Annotated in this window: 16 protein-coding genes; 3 read left to right on the forward strand and 13 right to left on the reverse strand. The window is 65.6% G+C overall.

The features are described from left to right. The first annotated feature begins 20 nt into the window (after positions 1-20). On the forward strand, positions 21-2,240 hold the full coding sequence (locus tag ASE00_RS00115) for a TonB-dependent receptor (protein WP_321163991.1): 2,220 nt from the start codon (positions 21-23) through the stop codon (positions 2,238-2,240). 142 nt (positions 2,241-2,382) lie between these two features. Here the strand turns inward: ASE00_RS00115 and ASE00_RS00120 are convergent, their stop codons facing one another. From ASE00_RS00120 to ASE00_RS00140, 5 genes are all read right to left on the reverse strand, one after another. Beyond that, positions 2,383-2,742, reverse strand: a complete 360-nt coding sequence (locus tag ASE00_RS00120) for a putative quinol monooxygenase (RefSeq protein ID WP_056379118.1) — start codon at positions 2,740-2,742, stop codon at positions 2,383-2,385. Between the two features lie 16 nt (positions 2,743-2,758). Continuing rightward, positions 2,759-4,810 (reverse strand): PQQ-dependent dehydrogenase, methanol/ethanol family, encoded by a 2,052-nt coding sequence (locus tag ASE00_RS00125; RefSeq protein ID WP_235538474.1) that lies wholly within the window; start codon positions 4,808-4,810, stop codon positions 2,759-2,761. Positions 4,811-4,883: 73 nt separating this feature from the next. Beyond that, a complete protein-coding gene (locus tag ASE00_RS00130; protein WP_056376740.1) occupies positions 4,884-5,894 on the reverse strand; it encodes an NADP-dependent oxidoreductase in 1,011 nt (336 codons plus the stop codon). A gap of 7 nt (positions 5,895-5,901) precedes the next feature. Then, positions 5,902-6,315, reverse strand: a complete 414-nt coding sequence (locus ASE00_RS00135) for a nuclear transport factor 2 family protein (RefSeq protein WP_056376741.1) — start codon at positions 6,313-6,315, stop codon at positions 5,902-5,904. A gap of 75 nt (positions 6,316-6,390) precedes the next feature. Then, positions 6,391-6,741 (reverse strand): Rieske (2Fe-2S) protein, encoded by a 351-nt coding sequence (locus tag ASE00_RS00140; RefSeq protein ID WP_056376743.1) that lies wholly within the window; start codon positions 6,739-6,741, stop codon positions 6,391-6,393. Between the two features lie 129 nt (positions 6,742-6,870). Here ASE00_RS00140 and ASE00_RS00145 point away from each other — a divergent pair, with 129 nt between their 5' ends. Further along, positions 6,871-7,287, forward strand: a complete 417-nt coding sequence (locus tag ASE00_RS00145; RefSeq protein ID WP_321163992.1) for a nuclear transport factor 2 family protein — start codon at positions 6,871-6,873, stop codon at positions 7,285-7,287. 3 nt (positions 7,288-7,290) lie between these two features. Here the strand turns inward: ASE00_RS00145 and ASE00_RS00150 are convergent, their stop codons facing one another. The 7 genes from ASE00_RS00150 to ASE00_RS00180 are packed head-to-tail and all read right to left on the reverse strand — an operon-like array spanning position 7,291 to position 14,035. After that, complete coding sequence (locus ASE00_RS00150; RefSeq protein ID WP_056376744.1) at positions 7,291-7,827, reverse strand: VOC family protein; 537 nt, start codon at positions 7,825-7,827, stop codon at positions 7,291-7,293. A gap of 18 nt (positions 7,828-7,845) precedes the next feature. Next, on the reverse strand, positions 7,846-9,258 hold the full coding sequence (locus tag ASE00_RS00155) for a 2-oxo acid dehydrogenase subunit E2 (RefSeq protein ID WP_056376745.1): 1,413 nt from the start codon (positions 9,256-9,258) through the stop codon (positions 7,846-7,848). 11 nt (positions 9,259-9,269) lie between these two features. Next, a complete protein-coding gene (locus tag ASE00_RS00160) occupies positions 9,270-10,280 on the reverse strand; it encodes an alpha-ketoacid dehydrogenase subunit beta (protein WP_056376747.1) in 1,011 nt (336 codons plus the stop codon). Between the two features lie 15 nt (positions 10,281-10,295). Then, on the reverse strand, positions 10,296-11,267 hold the full coding sequence (locus tag ASE00_RS00165) for a thiamine pyrophosphate-dependent dehydrogenase E1 component subunit alpha (protein WP_056376749.1): 972 nt from the start codon (positions 11,265-11,267) through the stop codon (positions 10,296-10,298). Between the two features lie 19 nt (positions 11,268-11,286). Then, on the reverse strand, positions 11,287-12,495 hold the full coding sequence (locus tag ASE00_RS00170) for an acyl-CoA dehydrogenase family protein (RefSeq protein ID WP_056376752.1): 1,209 nt from the start codon (positions 12,493-12,495) through the stop codon (positions 11,287-11,289). After that, positions 12,495-13,640, reverse strand: coding sequence for a thiolase family protein (locus ASE00_RS00175; RefSeq protein WP_056376753.1), 1,146 nt, complete (start codon positions 13,638-13,640; stop codon positions 12,495-12,497). The genes ASE00_RS00170 and ASE00_RS00175 overlap by 1 nt, the downstream gene beginning before the upstream one ends. Further along, entirely contained in the window at positions 13,637-14,035 is a 399-nt protein-coding gene (locus tag ASE00_RS00180) for a Zn-ribbon domain-containing OB-fold protein (RefSeq protein ID WP_056376755.1), read from the reverse strand. The genes ASE00_RS00175 and ASE00_RS00180 overlap by 4 nt, the downstream gene beginning before the upstream one ends. A 128-nt stretch (positions 14,036-14,163) precedes the next feature. Here ASE00_RS00180 and ASE00_RS00185 point away from each other — a divergent pair, with 128 nt between their 5' ends. After that, positions 14,164-15,783 carry a GMC family oxidoreductase gene (locus ASE00_RS00185; protein ID WP_056376757.1) on the forward strand — a complete coding sequence of 540 codons (1,620 nt, stop codon included), beginning with the start codon at positions 14,164-14,166 and terminating at the stop codon, positions 15,781-15,783. Here the strand turns inward: ASE00_RS00185 and ASE00_RS00190 are convergent. Continuing rightward, entirely contained in the window at positions 15,780-16,550 is a 771-nt protein-coding gene (locus ASE00_RS00190; protein ID WP_056376759.1) for a helix-turn-helix transcriptional regulator, read from the reverse strand. The genes ASE00_RS00185 and ASE00_RS00190 overlap by 4 nt on opposite strands. Between the last annotated feature and the right edge of the window lie 110 nt (positions 16,551-16,660).

Below are 16,660 nucleotides of genomic sequence, written 5' to 3' on the forward strand. Positions count from 1 at the left end.
CTGCTTTTTTTACGACTTCTTTGAGCGGGCTGATCATGCCCGCCTTCGCGCAAGTTACTGCGCCCGCGGCAGCCGATGAAGCCGCCGCGACGACCGACGGCAACGACATCATCGTGTCGGCCCGCCGCCGTTCGGAAACGCTTCAGGAAACACCGGTCGCCATCACCGCGATCAACGCGGCGATGCTGGAGAACAAGGCCTCTACGACGATCGGCGATCTTCAGGGTGCCGCACCGAACCTGCTGATCACCCAGCAGAACTCGGGCGCGCAGGCCGCCAACCTGTCGATCCGCGGCCTGACCTATGCGGACATCGAAAAGTCCCAGGAACCGACCGTCGGCGTCGTCATCGACGGCGTTTTCATCGGCACCAACACGGGCCAGCTGCTCGATTTCTTCGACATCGAACAGATCGAGGTGCTGCGCGGTCCGCAAGGCACGCTGTTCGGGCGCAACACGATCGGTGGCGTTATCAACATCACCCGCACCCGGCCGACCATGGAATTCGGCGGCAAGGCCGAAATCTCCTATGGTAAATACAACACATGGTCGACGCGCGCCGTTGTCAACGCCGGCAATGGCGAGACCTTCGGCGTCAAGGGCTTCTTCTTCCACAATGAGTCCGACGGGTTCCACCGCCACGGCATCACCGGCAAGCGCGCCGGCGGCGTCAACAACGACAATTTCGGCGTCTCCGTGCTGCTGAAGCCCGCGGAAAGCGATTTCAGCGCGCTGCTGACCGTCGAAAAGCAGAAGCAGAAGTTCGACGTCGTCAATTCGAACATCACCCAGACGGGCGAACTGTTCTGCGGCTTCGAACCGGCCAACGAGTGCAATCGCAACACCCGCGGCGACCTCTACACCGTGTTCGGCAGCCCGGCGACCAGCCGCTACAGCGCGCCGGCAGCCACCCTCGAGCTCAACTATGATCTCGGTGCGGTAAAGGTCACTTCGATCACCGGATGGCGCAAGTCGCGCGAGGCGCAGACCCAGGATTTCGACGGCTCGTCGACCGATCTCTACTATGTCTATCGCGGGCAGCGTTACCGGCAGTGGAGCCAGGAGCTCCGCTTCTCGGGCGATATCGGCGATCGCTTCGACTATGTTGTCGGCGGCTTTTACTTCAATTCACGGTACAGCCTGACCCAGTGGACCCGCGTCTTCGGCCTCAATCCGACGATCGACCCGCGCGTGTTCGACACCAACGCCCAGACGGTCCGCGGCAATGTCGAGTCCTATGCGGCGTTCGGTGACTTCAACTGGGCCTTCGCCGACCGCTGGCGCCTGTCGTTCGGCGGGCGCTTTACGCACGACCATAAGAAGCTCTCGAACAGCTTCGCCACCACCGGCCTCGTCGGTTCGGGCAGCGGCAGCTTCAAGAAGTTCACGCCCAAGATCGGCGTCGACTTCCGGCCGAATGACGACACGATGCTCTATGCGAGCTGGTCGCGCGGCTATCGTTCGGGCGGCTTCAGCCCCCGCGCGGCCACCGCGGCGACGGCGAGCACGCCGTTCGGCCCGGAGACGGTCGACAGCTACGAAGTCGGCACCAAGCTCGACCTGTTCGACCGCGTGGTGCAGTTCAACTTCGCCGCCTTCTTGTCGAAGTACAAGGATCTGCAGCAGAACACGACGATCCCTGGCGGGCCGACCGGCAACCAGACGATCACGTCGAATGTCGGCCGCGCTACGATCAAGGGCATCGAAGTCGACATGACGGTCCGGCCGACCGAGGGGCTGCGCCTCACCGGAACGCTCGGTCTGCTCGACGCGAACTTCAAGACCTTCCTGGCCGGCAACATCTCGCCGACCGGCGTGCTGGTACCGTTCGACTATTCGCGCAACCGTCCGATCTACTCGCCAAAGTTCAGCGGATCGCTCGGTGCCGAATATAAGATGCCGACCGGTTTCGGCAGCGTGGTGGCGTCGACCAACCTTCGCCATATCAGCCCCTATGATCAGCAGATCTCGGCGGTCGGGCTGACCGGCAACTTCAACACCGGTCCGGTCATCGTCAGCCGCAACGATCCGCGCGTCCGCACGGACACGCAGAACCTGCTCGACGCCAGCCTCACCGCCAACTTCACCCTGGCGAATACCGAAGCCTATTTCACCGTGTTCGGGCGCAACCTGCTCGACGATCGCGGCACCACCGCGGCCTTCACGGTGGCGGGGCTCTTCTCCTTCGCCTCGGCCCGCGAACCGCGCACCTATGGCGCGACGCTGGGTGTACGCTTCTGATCACCCTCCTTTAGGTGATTTCCCGAGGGGCGTGTCCTTCCCGGACACGCCCCTTTTTTTGTTTGGCGACCGGCGTGACAAAAGGCTCCGGGCCAAAGACCGAAGCGAAGAGCCGCTGAATGGTAGGCAAGGTGGCTTGTCGCTAGCCGGCCGCTATCGATATTCCGAAGATGGCGTCGCGTGGCTGACCTTCGGCGGTGTAGACGGGTTCGACGCCCGCGACGCTGTACAGCTTCACGTCGAAGCCGGTCATCGGGAAGGTCTCGAGATGAGCGCGCATCGCCCGGTAGGATGCATGGCGGAAATGACCGCCCAGCGCCTGTGGCGAACCCCACGCCTCGAAGACGTTGATCTTCGACGGCTCAAGCGGGTCGACCGCCCAGTCATAGGCGATACAGCCTTCTTCCGCCCGGCTCTCGGCGATATGGCGGCCGCCGCCGCGGATGATCTCCGCGCAATCGCAGCCATCGAACCTCAGCCATCCCGCGACGATGATCCGCATCTCGTGTCCTTCGAGTTCAGTGTTTGGCGGCCAGCCGGGCACGCCATGCCGCGCCCATGCTGCGGATATATTGGCGGATCGCGCCGAGCTTCGCGTCGTCGAACTCTTCGAAGCGCGGCATGCCGTTGGCCTGGAGAACTCCGTCGCGCACGACCGTGGCGAACGCCGCGTCGTCGAGCGGAATCGTCGAGGCGCGCAGATCGGGCGCATGGCCCGCCGCCACCACATCGACGCCATGGCAGACCGCGCAATGTTGCGCATAGGCGATCGCTCCCTGGCCCTCGACGGCAGGCGCCGAGGCGAACGAAACGTCTTCGGCCGGGGCGATCGGCGCAGGCCGCGTGGCGGGCAGGGTGGCGCGGCCACCGATCCGGAAGGTCAGGATCCGCCGCGCCTGGGTGCGATAATCGATGTTGACCGGGAGGAGGGGGCCAAAGGCCGATCCGCTGGTTCCCATGCCGGTCAGCACAGTCACATATTGGACGCCTTTCACCCCATAGCTGATTGGCGCCGCGGTGACCGGGGCCTGCGCGGCGAAACTCCACAGCCGCTTGCCGCTGTCTGCCGCATAGGCGTTTAACGTCCCGTCGATCCGGCCCTGGAAGACGAGGTTGCCCGCGGTCGCCATCACGCCGCCGTTCCACGGTCCCGGCGTCGGCACCTTCCAGGCCGGGCGCTGCGCCACGGGGTCCCAGGCGAGCAGCGAGCTGGTACCGTTGAGCGGACCGGCGTCCTTCACGACGAAGTTGGGAATCGCCGCGCCATCGACGGCGTTGCCGGGGGTCCGCACCCAATTCTGCCGGGTGATGCCGACATCGTTGTAACTGGTCGCCATCTCGATCGCCGGAATATAGGCGAGGCGATGCTGCGGGCTGAACGCCATCGGCAGCCAGGTGTGTGCGCCTACCGGCGAAGGCCACATGGTGAAGGTCTTGCCGTCGGGATAGCGTGCGTCGGGATGCTCGATCGGCCGGCCAGTCGCCCTGTCGATGCGGCTGGCCCAGCTCACCTTCACGAACGGCTCTGCGGAGATCAGTTCACCGTTGGTGCGGTCGATGACGTAGAAGAAGCCGTTCTTCGGCGCGGTCATAAGCACCTGACGCGGCTTGCCGTCGATCGTCAGATCGGCAAGCTCCATGTCCATCGACGCGTTATAGTCCCAGCTTTCGCCCGGATTGACCTGATAGTGCCACTTGTACGCGCCGCTGTCGGCATCAAGCGCGACCACCGAAGCGAGGAACAGATTGTCCCCCTGGCCCATGCTGCGGATCTTGTGGTTCCAGGGCGATCCGTTGCCGACGCCCAGGATGATCGAGTTGGTCGAGCGATCATAGGTCATGGCGTTCCACACCGTGCCGCCGCCGCCATATTTCCACCATTCGCCAGCCCAGGTCTTCGCGGCCATCTTCATGGCATCGTTCTCGAAGCCGTCTGCGGGATTGCCGGGTACGGTGTGGAAGCGCCACAGCTGGCGGCCGGTCGCCGCGTCATAGGTCGTGACATAGCCGCGCACCGCGCTGACGTCGCCGCCGCCGAAGCCGATGATCACCTTGCCGTCGAAATAGCGCGGCGGGCCGCTGATGAAGCTGGCGTTGTCGAGGGGCAGCGTGCGCGCTTCCCAGGCGACATCGCCAGTGCGGCGGTCAAGCGCGACGAGCCGTCCGTCATGCGTGCCGACGAAGATCCGGCCCTGGCCATAAGCGAGACCGCGTATCCCCCAGCCCTGGCGGAGCTTGCGCCCGGCCAGCTCGGCAGCCCTGGAATCATATTCCCAGATCAGCTTGCCGGTCGCCGCGTCGATCGCGCGGACGACGCTATAGCCGGTCGCAGTGTAGAGGACGCCATCGACCGCGAGCGGGGTCGACACCGAGTTCTGCGGCGGCAGGTCCATCGACCAGGCCAGGCCGAGCCGGTTCACATTCGCGTCGCTTATCCCGGTGAGCGGCGAGAAATGCTGTTCGCCAGCCGTCCGGCCGAATGCCGCCCAATTATTCGGATCGGAGACCGCGTCATCCTGGATCGCGGCCGCGCCGACACTGCCCATGATGGCCATCGAGGCCAGCGTCATGGCCGCCACCCGCGGTCGCCCTGCCGTCAAGCTTTCCTCCATCTTTCGATATGCCACCAGCTTACGACCTGCATCAGTGGTCCAGCTTGACGATGACCTTGCCGATATTCTTGCCGCTCAGCATCCGCCCATAGGCAAGGAGCACATTCTCAAGCCCGTCGGTCTGGTCGAACGGCAGCGACAGGCGGCCCTCATCGGCCCAGGCGCGCAGCGTGGCGTAGAAATCCCCGGCGCGATCAAGATAGTCCGGCAGGAAGAAACCCTCGATGCGAAGCCGCTTCATCAGGACCTGATCGAAGGCGGCGGGGCCGGGCAGCGGCGTCTCGCTGTCATAAGTCGCGACGAGGCCGCACACGGCGATCCGGCCGCGCAGCGCCATGTGCGGGATCACCTGGTCGAGCAGGGGCATGCCGACATTGTCGAAATAGACGTCCACGCCGCCATCGATGCGCGCCAGTTCGGCCGAGACATCCTGATTGCGATAGTCGATCGCGACATCGACGCCGAGCGCCTCCGCCAGATAGCGCTTCTTCTCGGGGCCGCCGGCGATGCCGATCACCCGCGCGCCGAGGTTGCGGGCGATCTGGCAGGCAAGGCTGCCCGTCGCGCCCGCCGCTGCCGACACCGCGACCCACTCGCCGCGGCGGACGGCGGCGGTCTCGGATATGCCGAGCAGCGCGGTCCAGCCGTTGAGGCCCAGCGCGCCGATATGCTCGCGCTCGTCATCGACGGTCTCGTCAAGCAGCGCCATGCCGAAACCGTCGCCGGCGATGGTGGTGTAATCGGCCCATTGCCCGAAACAGCGCACCAGCGCGCCTTCGGCAAAGTGCGGGTCGCGCGTCTCCGTCACCCGGCCGACGCCGAGCCCGACCATCTTGGTGCCGAGCGGCAGCGGCGGATTATAGCCGTCGGTGCGCGCGCTCATCCACATGCGGGTCCCGGCGTCCATCGACAGATAATGGTTGCGGATGCGCACCTCGCCATCCGCCAGCGGCGGCAACTCCTCCTGCTGAAGGCTCAGCGCCGCGGCGAAATCCTGGCCTTGCGGACGGCTGTCCAGCCGCCAGAACCGGTTGGTGACCATCGCTCGATCAGCCCTGCCGGTGCATGTTGCGGAAGCTGCGGCTTTTGAACAGCCATTGGCCATCGCGTTTGACGCAGACATCCTCATAGCGGCCACGGTCACGCTTGGTCGCGCCATCCTGATCATAGACTTCGGAGGTGTAGCTGCGCACCACCGCGCGATCGCCATCGACCTCGATCGATCCCGGCCACGCCTGGAACAGGATGCCCGGATAACCTTTCATCGCCTCGATCCACATCGCGACGATGGCGGGGCGGCCACGGGTGGTGCCGAGCTCGGGATAATCGGGCAGCGACCATTGGCCATCCTCGGCCCAGGTCGCGCCCCAGGCTTCGGCGTCGTTGCGCGTCACCGCGTCGGCATAGGTCTCGATCAGCTCGCGGATCGCGAGCCGGTCCTCGGCGGGGCCGGTGAAGGGCATGGCATCTCTCCTCTATATGGCAAGGAGATTAGCCGCGCGGCCGTCGATGCGAACCTGTGGGAATGGCGAGGGGGTTCAGACGGTGACCGGTATCTCGTCCATCGCCGGGGGCGCGTCGGGCACGGCGATTTCGATCATGCCGCCCTCGACACGCACCGGAAAGCGCCGCAGGTCCTTGTACGCGCCACCGATGCAATGCCCTGTCGCGACCTCGAAGCGCGCGCCGTGGAGCGGGCACATCACCGCGCCGCGCCGGATCTTGCCGCCCGACAGGCGCGAGGCCTGGTGGGTGCAGCGATCGTTGACGGCATGGAAGCCGTCGTCGTCGCGTACCACCAGCACGTGCCAGCCGCCCAGCCTGGCAGCGACTTTGCCCTCTTCGGGAAATTCATCCTGGGCGATCAGCGGTTGCCAGCTTTCCTTCACGCCTATCCTCTCGGTTCTTGGCCCACATGGCGACTATAGCGCGGGCCTCTGATCTGCCGGGCTATTCATATCGCTAGCTTCCGCCTCGGGGCAAATGGAGGAGAACCGGCAGGGAGAGGAGACTGACGCATGGGCATGACCCCTGAGCAGATCGAACAGTTCATCGACGATCTCTATACCGCGACGGGCACCGGCGACTGGGACAAGGCGGCGTCGATGCTGACCGACGATTTCTTCGTCACGGAGGCCGATGGCCTACCGATGGCCGGCGTCTATCGGGGCCGCAATGCTTTGCGCGAGCTGTTCACCAAGGTGATGGGCATGGTCGACGTCGCCGGGCTGGACCGCATCCAGACCACCGTCGGCGGCGACTATGCGATCACCGTGGTCGCCTTTCGCTTCGCCGATCCGAGCCTCGCGCCTGCCGAGCTTTGCGAACTGTTCCGTTTTCGCGACGGCAAGGTGTGCGAGATCAAGCCCTATTATTTCGATCCCGCGCCGATGATCGCAGCGGCCGAGGCGAAAAAGGCGGAGATCACGGCCTGATCGTCATCCGAGCACCCGGACCGGCTCCGATCCGTCCCAATTTCGCGCGGCCTCCCGCATCATGTCGAACAGGCCCTCGGATCCGGCCATCGGCTGAAGCAGCTCGACGACATGGCCGGGGCCGCCCCCGGCGTCGACATAGATCACCTCGCCGCTGTCGCCGACCTTGCCCTCGACCAGGATTTCCGCGCCGACCGCCGCACAGGCGCGGCGTGCCTCGTCGATCGACTTTACGAAGATGCAGATGTGGTGGAGCCGGTCCTTCACCGCATATTCGCCGCTATAAATTGACGGGGCGTCATTGTCGGGCCGGATCAGCTCGATCTGGATATCTCCCCAATAGCCGATCGCGATCGAGAAGCGCGCGTCGGTCGGCTGGCCGCGATAGCGCATCTCGCCGAGCCGGATATTCTCCAAAATGAAGAAGGGGCCGACCCCCACCGTCTCGGTCCAGTGGCGCAACGCCGCGTCGAAGTCCGATGGCAGATAGGCCATTTGGACGATATCGCCGAGCGCCTTGATCGGGCCGATGCCGGGCATGGGGACTCCTTTCGATGATCAGGCGAACAATGTCTCGGGCGCTTCGATCAGCCCCTTGAGTGTAGCCAGGAACTGCGCACCGGCGGCGCCATCGATTGCGCGATGGTCGACCGACAGCGTCAAACGCATACGGCTTTCGAAGGCGAAACCGTCGCCGTCTTCTACCGCGACACGCTCGATCCCGCCGACCGCGAGGATCGCGCCCTGCGGCGGATTGATGATCGCGTCGAACTCCTCGATTCCGAACATGCCGAGGTTGGAAACCGAAAAGGTGCCGCCGTCCATGTCCTCAAAGGCGAGGCGGCTGGCATTGGCCTTGTCGATCAACGCGCGGGTCGCCGCCGCGATCTGGTCGATGCGCATGCGATCGGCTTGCCGGATGATCGGCGTCACCAGACCCTTCGGACTCGCCACCGCGATCGCGACGTCGGCATGGGGAAAGCGATGGACCGCCTCGCCATGGACCTGGACGTTGACGTCGGGGTGGCGGACCAGCGCCATCGCGGTCGCCTTGACGATATAGTCGTTGAGGCTCGCCTTCGCGCCGAGCACGACATTGGCCGTCCGGCGCAATTCAATCAACGCGTCGACGCTGACGCTGACACGCAGATAGAAATGGGGAATATCGCGCTTCGCGTCGGTGAGCCGCCGGGCGACGATCTTGCGGATCTTGTCGAACGGGACGATCTGCGGGCGGTTATCGACCGCCACGAAGGCGGGCGTCCCCGCGCCAACCGAGGAAGGCTGGGGCACCAGCGCGAGCACGTCATGCTTCGAGATGCGGCCGCGCGGGCCGGTACCCTTCAAAGCGGACAGGTCGATGCCGTGCCGTGCGGCGATCCGCCGGGCGAGCGGCGAGGCGAAGATCTTCGCGGCCTCGATATCGAGCGGCACGGTTCCGCGCAGCGCCGGCGATGCTTCGGGACATACCGCCTGATGCACATCCTGATAGGTGATCCGCCCGCCGCGGCCCGACCCTTCAATAGTGGAAATATCGACGCCCTCGGCCTCGGCGAGTTTCAGCGCCTCGGGGCTGATCGGCCGGTTGGTGACGATCTTTCCCGGCGTCGGCTCGGCCTCCGCCCGGTTAGGAGCCGGCGCGCTATCGCCGGCCTTGGCGGCCACCGAGGTATCGGCAGGACGGAAGGCGGCGATGAAGGCGTCGATCTCGGCGTCGGTCGCCGCCGGTTCGGCGAAGACGGCGAGCAGCGCGCCGACCGGCTCGGCCTCGCCGCCCGCACCGACCAGGATACGCCGGGCGACGGCGTCATATTCCGCCTCGACCTCATTGGTGATCTTGGCGGTCTCGATCAGACAGATGGTCTGGCCGCGGGTGAAGGCGTCGCCCTCCTTGATCATCCATTCGGCGATCGTGCCCTCGGTCATCTCGATGCCCCATTTGGGCATGCAGAAAGGTCGGATATCGGCCATCGTCGCCGTCCTCAGCGCCAGGCCAGCAGCTTGCGCACCGCCGCTTCGATCTTGTCGTCCGAAGGCAGATAGGCGCTTTCCAGTTCGCGGGCGAACGGGATCGGGCTGTGGGGTGGGGTGACGCCGATCGGCGGCGCCTTCAGGCTCGCGAACGCCTTGGCGGCGACCATCGCGCAGATGTCGGCGGCGAGGCCGCAGCGCGGCGGCGCTTCGTCCACCACGACCAGGCGGCCGGTCACCTCGACCGAGTCCAATATCGCTTCCTCGTCGAGCGGACTGGTGGTGCGCAGGTCGATCACGTCGCAGCCGATGCCTTCGGCAGCCAGCTTGTCGGCGACACGTTCGCAAAAGCCGAGCAACATGCCCGACGAGACGATCGTGACGTCCTCGCCCGCGCGGGCGAGCCGGGCGTGGCCGAAGGGAATGGCGAAGTCGCCTTCGGGCACGTCACCGCTGACGCCATAGAGCGCCTTGTGCTCGAGGAAGATGACGGGATCGTCATCGCGGATCGCGGTACGCAGCAGCCCCTTCACGTCGGCCGGGGTCGACGGCATCACCACCTTCAGGCCGGGAAAGCCCGTCAGGATCTGGTGCACCGACTGGCTGTGCTGCGCAGCGGCGTTATAGCCCGCGCCATAGGCCATGCGGATCACTGCCGGACATTTGGTCTTGCCGCCGAACATGTAGCGGAACTTGGCGATCTGGTTCCATATCTGGTCGAGGCTGACGCCGATGAAGTCGGCGAACATCAGCTCGGCGATCGGCCGCTTGCCAGCCAGGGCCAGGCCGGCGGCCGCGCCCATGATCGCGCTTTCGGAGATCGGCGTGTCGATCACCCGGTCCTTCCCGAACTTGCCGAACAGTCCGGTCGAGGTCGACCAGATGCCGCCGATCGCCTCGGGGCCGCCCGCGGTGCCCATGCCGCCGACCACATCCTCGCCCAGCACCACCACATTGGGGTCGCGCTCCATCTCCTCGGCGATCGTCGAGACTACAGCTTCACGGTACATCATCTTGGCCATCTGCCGCTCCAGCCGTCAGTAGGAGATGTAGACGTCGGCGAGGACGTCTTCGGGGGTCGGGCGTTCGGCCGCACGGGCTGCGGCGACGGCGGCCTCGATGCTGGCCATCACCTCGTCGTCGACCGCGTCGAGATCGGCGTGGTCGAGCAGCTTGGCTCCGGTGACGCTGGCGCGGAACTTCATGAGGCAATTCCGCTCCTCGCGGATGCGGTCGAGCTCGCCGGGGCCGCGGTAACGCTGCGGATCACCCTCGAAGTGGCCGAAGAAGCGCTCGGTATCGAATTCGACCGCCGCAGGGCCGTTGCCGGCGCGGACATAGTCGAGCAGTTCGCGCATCGTGTCGTGGACCGCGAAGAAGTCGGTGCCGTCGGCACGCCACACCTTCATCCCGAACGCTTCCGCCCGGCTCGCAATGTCTCCGGCGGTGCCGACCGCATAGTCGACGCCGGTATGCTCCGAATAATGGTTGTTCTCGAAGACGAAGATTGCGGGTGCCTGGGTGACGACCGCCAGGTTCATCGCTTCGAAGGTCGTGCCCTGGTTGCAGGCGCCGTCGCCCGAGAAGGCGATCGAGACGCGGCCGTTGCCATCGATCTTGGCCGAAAGCGCCGCACCCACCGCAATCGGCGCGCCCGCACCGACGATGCCGTTCGCGCCGAGCATCCCCTGCTCGACATCGGCGATGTGCATCGAGCCGCCCTTGCCCTTGCACAGCCCTTCACGGCTGCCCCAGATTTCCTTCATCATCCCGTTCACGTCGCACCCCTTGGCTAGGCAATGGCCGTGGCCGCGATGGGTGGAGACGATCTTGTCCTCGACCGTCAGATGCTCACAGACACCGACGGCGACCGCTTCCTGGCCGGAATAGAGGTGGGTGAAGCCGGCGATCTCGCCGGTCTGGATCTCCACATGCAGCCGTTCCTCGAATTCGCGGATCAGCTTCATCTGGCGATAGGCGCGCAGCAGCGCTTCGCGGCTCAGTTGCATCCTACTCCCTCACTCTCGTTCACAGGCCCAGCACGGACCGTGCGATGATCGTACTTTGTACTTCGTTGGTGCCGCCGAAGATCGTCCACGCACGGCTGTTAAGATAGCGCGGCGCCGCCAGTTGGGCAGCACGCGAATGTACGGGGGGCGGAGCACCATCGCCATAAAGCGGCCGGGCGGTCTCGAGCTGGAGCCCGGCCGCGCCGTAGAGGTCCACCGCGAGCAGGTCGATGCGCTGGCGCAGGTTCGACGCGAGCAGCTTGGTCAGCGAGGTCTGTGGTCCTGGCGGGCGGCCCTTGGCGATTTCGGACATGATCTTCATCTCGATCATCTCCAGCGCCTGCACCTCCAGCCGGGTCCGTGCGATGCGGCGGCGCCAGTCGGAATCCCGTGCCATCGTGCCGCCGCGGCCATCGGTTTGCGTCCTGGCCGCCGCTTCGAGCTGGTCGAGATCATAGCCGAGCTTGGGCGAGTGGCAGGAGCCGCCACGCTCGTTCTCAAGCAGGAACTTGGCGATCTTCCAGCCGTCGCCTTCCTCGCCCACCAGATCCTCGATCGGCACGACCACATCTTCGAGGAAGACCTGGTTGACCTCATGATCGCCTGCGGCGGTCAGGATCGGACGAACCGAGATGCCGGGCTGATCCATGTCGACCAGCAGGAAGCTGATGCCCGCCTGCTTGCGGCCGCTCGCATCGGTGCGGACGAGGCAGAACATCCGGTTGGCGTGATGCGCGTGGGTGGTCCAGATCTTCGAGCCGTTGAGGATGTATCGATCGCCCTCGCGCACCGCCCGGCACTGAAGCGAGGCTAGGTCCGATCCGGCGCCCGGCTCCGAAAAGCCCTGGCACCAATAATCCTCGCCCGACAGGATGCGCGGCAGGTAGAAGGCTTTCTGCGCGTCGGTGCCGAAGGTGTAAATGACTGGCGCGACGAGCTTCAGGCTGAGCACGGTAAGGTTCGGCGCCCCGGCCAGCGCGCATTCCTTTTCGAAGATATAGCGCTGCATCGGCCGCCAGCCGGTGCCGCCATGTTCCGCCGGCCATTGATAGCCGAGCCAGCCCTGCGCGTTGAGCACGGCGTTCCATGCCTGGCCGATGTCGGGCTCGACGAAGACCGATGGGGTTGCAGTAGCACCGGCCTTCACGTCGGCGGGCAGCTTGTCGCGCAGGAAGGCGCGCACCTCGTCACGGAAGGCGGCATCTTCGGGGGAGAGCTCGATGTCCATCAGCGCTCCAGGATCGTCACCGCGGACACGCCGGGTGCGCCATAGACATGGGTATAGGCGGTCTTGGGATTGTTCGGCACCTGCCGGCCGCCGCCGTCGCCGCGCAGCTGCACGACATTCTCATAAACCTGACGCAGCCCGGACGCGCCGATCGGCTCGCCGCAGGCCAGGCAGCCGCCATCAGTGTTGACCGGCAGCTGGCCGCCTATCTCCGTCCGGCCCTCGGCCAGCCATTGTTCCTGGTCGCCGTCGCGGCAGAAGCCGTTCTCGGCCATGTGCATGATCTCGGCACCCGTCTCGGTATCCTGCAGTTGGGCGACGTCGATATCCTCGGGGCCGATTCCGGCGATGTTGAAGGCGTCGGTCGAGGCTATCCGCGTCGCGGTGCCGCCGCGTTCGATGTCGATCGAGGGGGCGAAGACCTCGAACGAACCGGGCGGGCGGGTGCGCATCGCGGCAGCCTTCAGCCGGATGAGCGGCTTGCCCAGCTCGCGCGCCTTCTTCTCGCTGGCAAGGATCAGCGCTACCCCGCCTTCGGCGGGCGAGCAGAACATATATTTGGTGAAGGGATCGCTGACGATCGGCGCTTCCATGATCGCATCCAGCGATACGGCCTCGCGCCGCCACGCATGGGGAGCGTGGACGGCATTGCGGAACGCCTTTTCCGCCACCCGGCCGAGCGTCGTCGGCGAGATGCCATGCTCGTGCATGTAGCGCATCGCCTTCACCGCGAAGAATTGCGTGGTGATCATATAGCCGGCCTCGCCATACCAGTCGGGCAGGCCATATTCAGCGGGCAGCGCGTTGAAGGCCCCGCGCGGATGCTTGTCGAAGCCGACCGCGATCCCAAGGTCATAAGCGCCCGAGCCTATCCCCATCGCCGCCGACGACAGTGCCGACCCGCCCGTGGCGCAGCCGTTCTTCACGTTGATGAAGGGCAGGCCGGTCAGCCCCAGCCGATCGACCATCGTGTCCGGATTGCCCGCCGCATCCGAGCCGCCATAGGCGAACTGCATGTCGGCCCAGTCGACATTCGCGTCGGCCAGCGCCTGACGTACAGCGAACACCCCCTGGTCGATGCCCGAGACGCCGTCGGTGCGGCCGAACGGGTGGATGCCGATGCCGACGATGCAGACGTCGCTCATTGCGCGGCCTCCACCGGGCGAAAGGCATGGATCAGTACCGGCCCGCCGCCGCCGCTGCGCGCGAACGCGAACTGGGTCAATTCCAGCTCCATGCCGATCTCGATGTCGTCGAACGCGACATCGGTGAGCCGGCTCTCGACGATCGCCTCGCCGGGCAGCTCGACATAGGCGACCGCCCAGGGCTCGAAGGCTTCCGGCCCCGCATAGGGGGGCGTCTTGGGGCGATAGCGCTGGATGGTATAGGACCAGAGCTTGCCGCGGCGGCTGAGCGGATAGGGCTCGTGATCGGCATCCGCCGGGCAGGGGAAGACGATCCGGCCCGACGTGCGGCTGCGGCCGCCGATCAGGCGCGGTTGCGCTTCTTGCGTGAACAGGCCCTCGGCGATCGGTTGCATCTCACTCCCAATCCGGTTCGATTCCGGTTCTTTCGTTTACGCTCGCCGTCGGCCGATCTCCGACTCACCAAAACGCTAGGGTGGCCAAATCTGACACTTGTGAGAGGTAGCTGGGCAGGGAGAGAGCCATGTCCGAAAGCTGGGACTATATCGTCGTGGGCGCTGGATCGGCGGGATGCGTAATGGCCGAACGGCTGAGCGCGGACGGGCGATCGACGGTGCTGGTCCTCGAAGCCGGGGGCGAGAACGGCAGCTTCTGGGTCACGCTGCCGAAAGGCGTGGCGAAGCTCGTCACCAATCCGGCGCATATCTGGGCCTATCCGGTCGCGCAGCCGCGCGAGGAAGGCGGCCCGCTCAACGAAGTGTGGATCCGCGGCAAGGGGCTTGGCGGCTCATCCGCTGTCAACGGCATGATCTGGAGCCGGGGCGAGCCCGCCGACTATGACGGCTGGGAGGCGGCGGGAGCGACCGGCTGGAACGGCGCGGCGATGACCGAGGCCTTCATGGCCCTGGAGGATCATGCCGCGGGGCCGGGGCCGATGCGCGGCGCGGGCGGCCGGGTTCATGTCGATCCCGCCATCTACAGCTATCCGCTTGCCGAGCGGATGATCGAGTCTGGCGTGGCGATGGGCCTCGAGCGCGTCGGCGATCTCAACGCTGCAGCCGGGCCGCGTGTCGGGCTCTACAGCCACAATATCCGCAAGGGCCGGCGGCAGAGCGCAGCGCATACGTTCCTGGCGCCAGCCCGCAAGCGGCCCAACGTGAAGATCGTGACCGGCGCGCTCGCCGAGCGGATCCTGTTCGACGGCAAGCGCGCGGTCGGCGTCGAGGCGACAGTTAACGGCAAGCTTACCCGCTTTGATTGCCGCGGCGAGGTCATCCTATCGGGTGGCGCGCTGGAAAGTCCGCTGCTGCTCCAACGATCGGGCATCGGCGACGGTTCGCGCGTGAAGGCGGCCGGGGTGGAGCCGATCGTCCATTCGCCCGATGTCGGCGAACGGATGATCGAGCATCTATCGATCTCCATGCCCTATCGGCTCGATCGTGGCAGCGGCACGAACCGGAAGTTCTTCGGTATCGGCCTGTTCGGATCGATGTTGCGCTATTTCGCGCTCCGCAACGGCATCATGGCGACGGGACCGTTCGAGGTAGGCGCCTTCTGCAACGTCGCCCATCCCGACGGACGGACCGATACGCAACTCTATCTGGGTGGCTACACCTTCCAGGTCGGCGACGACAATAATCCGGTCCCGCTCGACAAGATCGATCCGCGGCCCGGCATCACCATCTATGGTTCATTGTTGCGTCCCACGAGCGAGGGCTCCATCCGGATCACCGGTCCACAGGCAGCCGACGCGCCGCTGATCCTGCCGAACTGGCTGAGCACAGAGCATGATCGCATCTCTGCGATCGGGCTGATGCGCTATATGCGCAGCTTCATGGCCGCGCCGCCACTCGGCGACATGATCGGCGCCGAGGAATTGCCGGGATCGCAACTAACCAGCGACGATGAATTGCTGGACGCGTTTCGCCGCCTGTCGAGCAGCGGGCTGCACGGCATCCGGTCGTGCCGAATGGGGAGCGATGCGGACGCGGTGGTCGATCCGCGCCTGCGCGTGAACGGGGTGGAGAATGTCCGCGTCGCCGATTGCTCGGTCATGCCCGGCCATGTCACCGGCAACACCAACGCGCCCGCCATGGCGGTTGGCCTGCGCGGCGCCGCGATGGTGCTGGAGGACCGGCGTTAGTTCTGGAGCGTGATATAGCCCAGCTGCGCTGCCTTGAAGACGGTCTGGCTGCGGTTCACCGCATTCAGCTTCATCGACGCGTTGTGGATGTGGAAGCGCACCGTCGCCCGGCTTCGCGACATGATCATGCTGATTTCCAGATCGGTCTTGCCGATGGCCGCCCAGCGGAGGCACTCGACTTCGCGCTTCGACAGCCGCGATCCGGGCGGCAGCGCCTGGGTCGAGCCCATCAGCTGGACATAGGTGGCGATGAAGGTCCGTGCGTAGAGCCCCAGAGCGTCCCCGAATTTCAGGAACGCCTCCTCCAGATCGGTGCGATCGCGATCGAGCGGGTTGAAGCTGACGACGCCGATTTGGCCGAAAGGCAGATGGACCGGAACGACGATCGCCGCGCGGGTCATGGCGCGCGCCTCGAAATTGCTGATCTCGATCGAATCGAGATAGGCGTTGGGCTGGCGGGTGCGGAAGCCTTCCGCGCTCACCCAGAAGGGCTGGCTTTCGAAGCGGCAGGCGGCGGTGAGCGGCGAGTCCAGCGCGATGCGGGAGTTGCGCCACCAGGCGCGCTCCTCATTCCATCCGAACACGTCGAGCGCCAGGATGTTGCCCTCGGCATCAACGGGCGTACGCTTGTCGGCGATGTCGTGCTGGGGCGCGGCGCGCATCCCCGCTTCGGTGGCGATGACGTGCAGCGTCTCCGCGGCGCTGCGGATATCGGCCGCGGCAGTTATCCGCACCGCGTCGATTCTCTCCTGAGACAATATCGTCAACTTTGTCTCCGTCCCTCTCGCTTCGACATCAGAGTACAGTAATTTCAGCCACGAAAAAGCCGGTTCGACCAAAGACTATTCTTTTGCCCAGCGTGGCTGCGCGCAGCTTG

The sequence above is a fragment of the Sphingomonas sp. Root710 genome (genome assembly GCF_001429065.1).
Taxonomy (GTDB): domain Bacteria; phylum Pseudomonadota; class Alphaproteobacteria; order Sphingomonadales; family Sphingomonadaceae; genus Rhizorhabdus.

Excerpts from the sequence above, each read along its gene's own strand:
- ASE00_RS00120 (WP_056379118.1), bottom strand. The coding sequence starts at position 2,742 with ATGCGGATCATCGTCGCGGGATGGCTGAGGTTCGATGGCTGCGATTGC.
- ASE00_RS00125 (WP_235538474.1), bottom strand. The coding sequence starts at position 4,810 with ATGACGCTGGCCTCGATGGCCATCATGGGCAGTGTCGGCGCGGCCGCG.
- ASE00_RS00130 (WP_056376740.1), bottom strand. The coding sequence starts at position 5,894 with ATGGTCACCAACCGGTTCTGGCGGCTGGACAGCCGTCCGCAAGGCCAG.
- ASE00_RS00135 (WP_056376741.1), bottom strand. The coding sequence starts at position 6,315 with ATGCCCTTCACCGGCCCCGCCGAGGACCGGCTCGCGATCCGCGAGCTG.
- ASE00_RS00145 (WP_321163992.1), top strand. The coding sequence starts at position 6,871 with ATGGGCATGACCCCTGAGCAGATCGAACAGTTCATCGACGATCTCTAT.
- ASE00_RS00150 (WP_056376744.1), bottom strand. The coding sequence starts at position 7,827 with ATGCCCGGCATCGGCCCGATCAAGGCGCTCGGCGATATCGTCCAAATG.
- ASE00_RS00155 (WP_056376745.1), bottom strand. The coding sequence starts at position 9,258 with ATGGCCGATATCCGACCTTTCTGCATGCCCAAATGGGGCATCGAGATG.
- ASE00_RS00160 (WP_056376747.1), bottom strand. The coding sequence starts at position 10,280 with ATGGCCAAGATGATGTACCGTGAAGCTGTAGTCTCGACGATCGCCGAG.
- ASE00_RS00165 (WP_056376749.1), bottom strand. The coding sequence starts at position 11,267 with ATGCAACTGAGCCGCGAAGCGCTGCTGCGCGCCTATCGCCAGATGAAG.
- ASE00_RS00170 (WP_056376752.1), bottom strand. The coding sequence starts at position 12,495 with ATGGACATCGAGCTCTCCCCCGAAGATGCCGCCTTCCGTGACGAGGTG.
- ASE00_RS00175 (WP_056376753.1), bottom strand. The coding sequence starts at position 13,640 with ATGAGCGACGTCTGCATCGTCGGCATCGGCATCCACCCGTTCGGCCGC.
- ASE00_RS00180 (WP_056376755.1), bottom strand. The coding sequence starts at position 14,035 with ATGCAACCGATCGCCGAGGGCCTGTTCACGCAAGAAGCGCAACCGCGC.
- ASE00_RS00185 (WP_056376757.1), top strand. The coding sequence starts at position 14,164 with ATGTCCGAAAGCTGGGACTATATCGTCGTGGGCGCTGGATCGGCGGGA.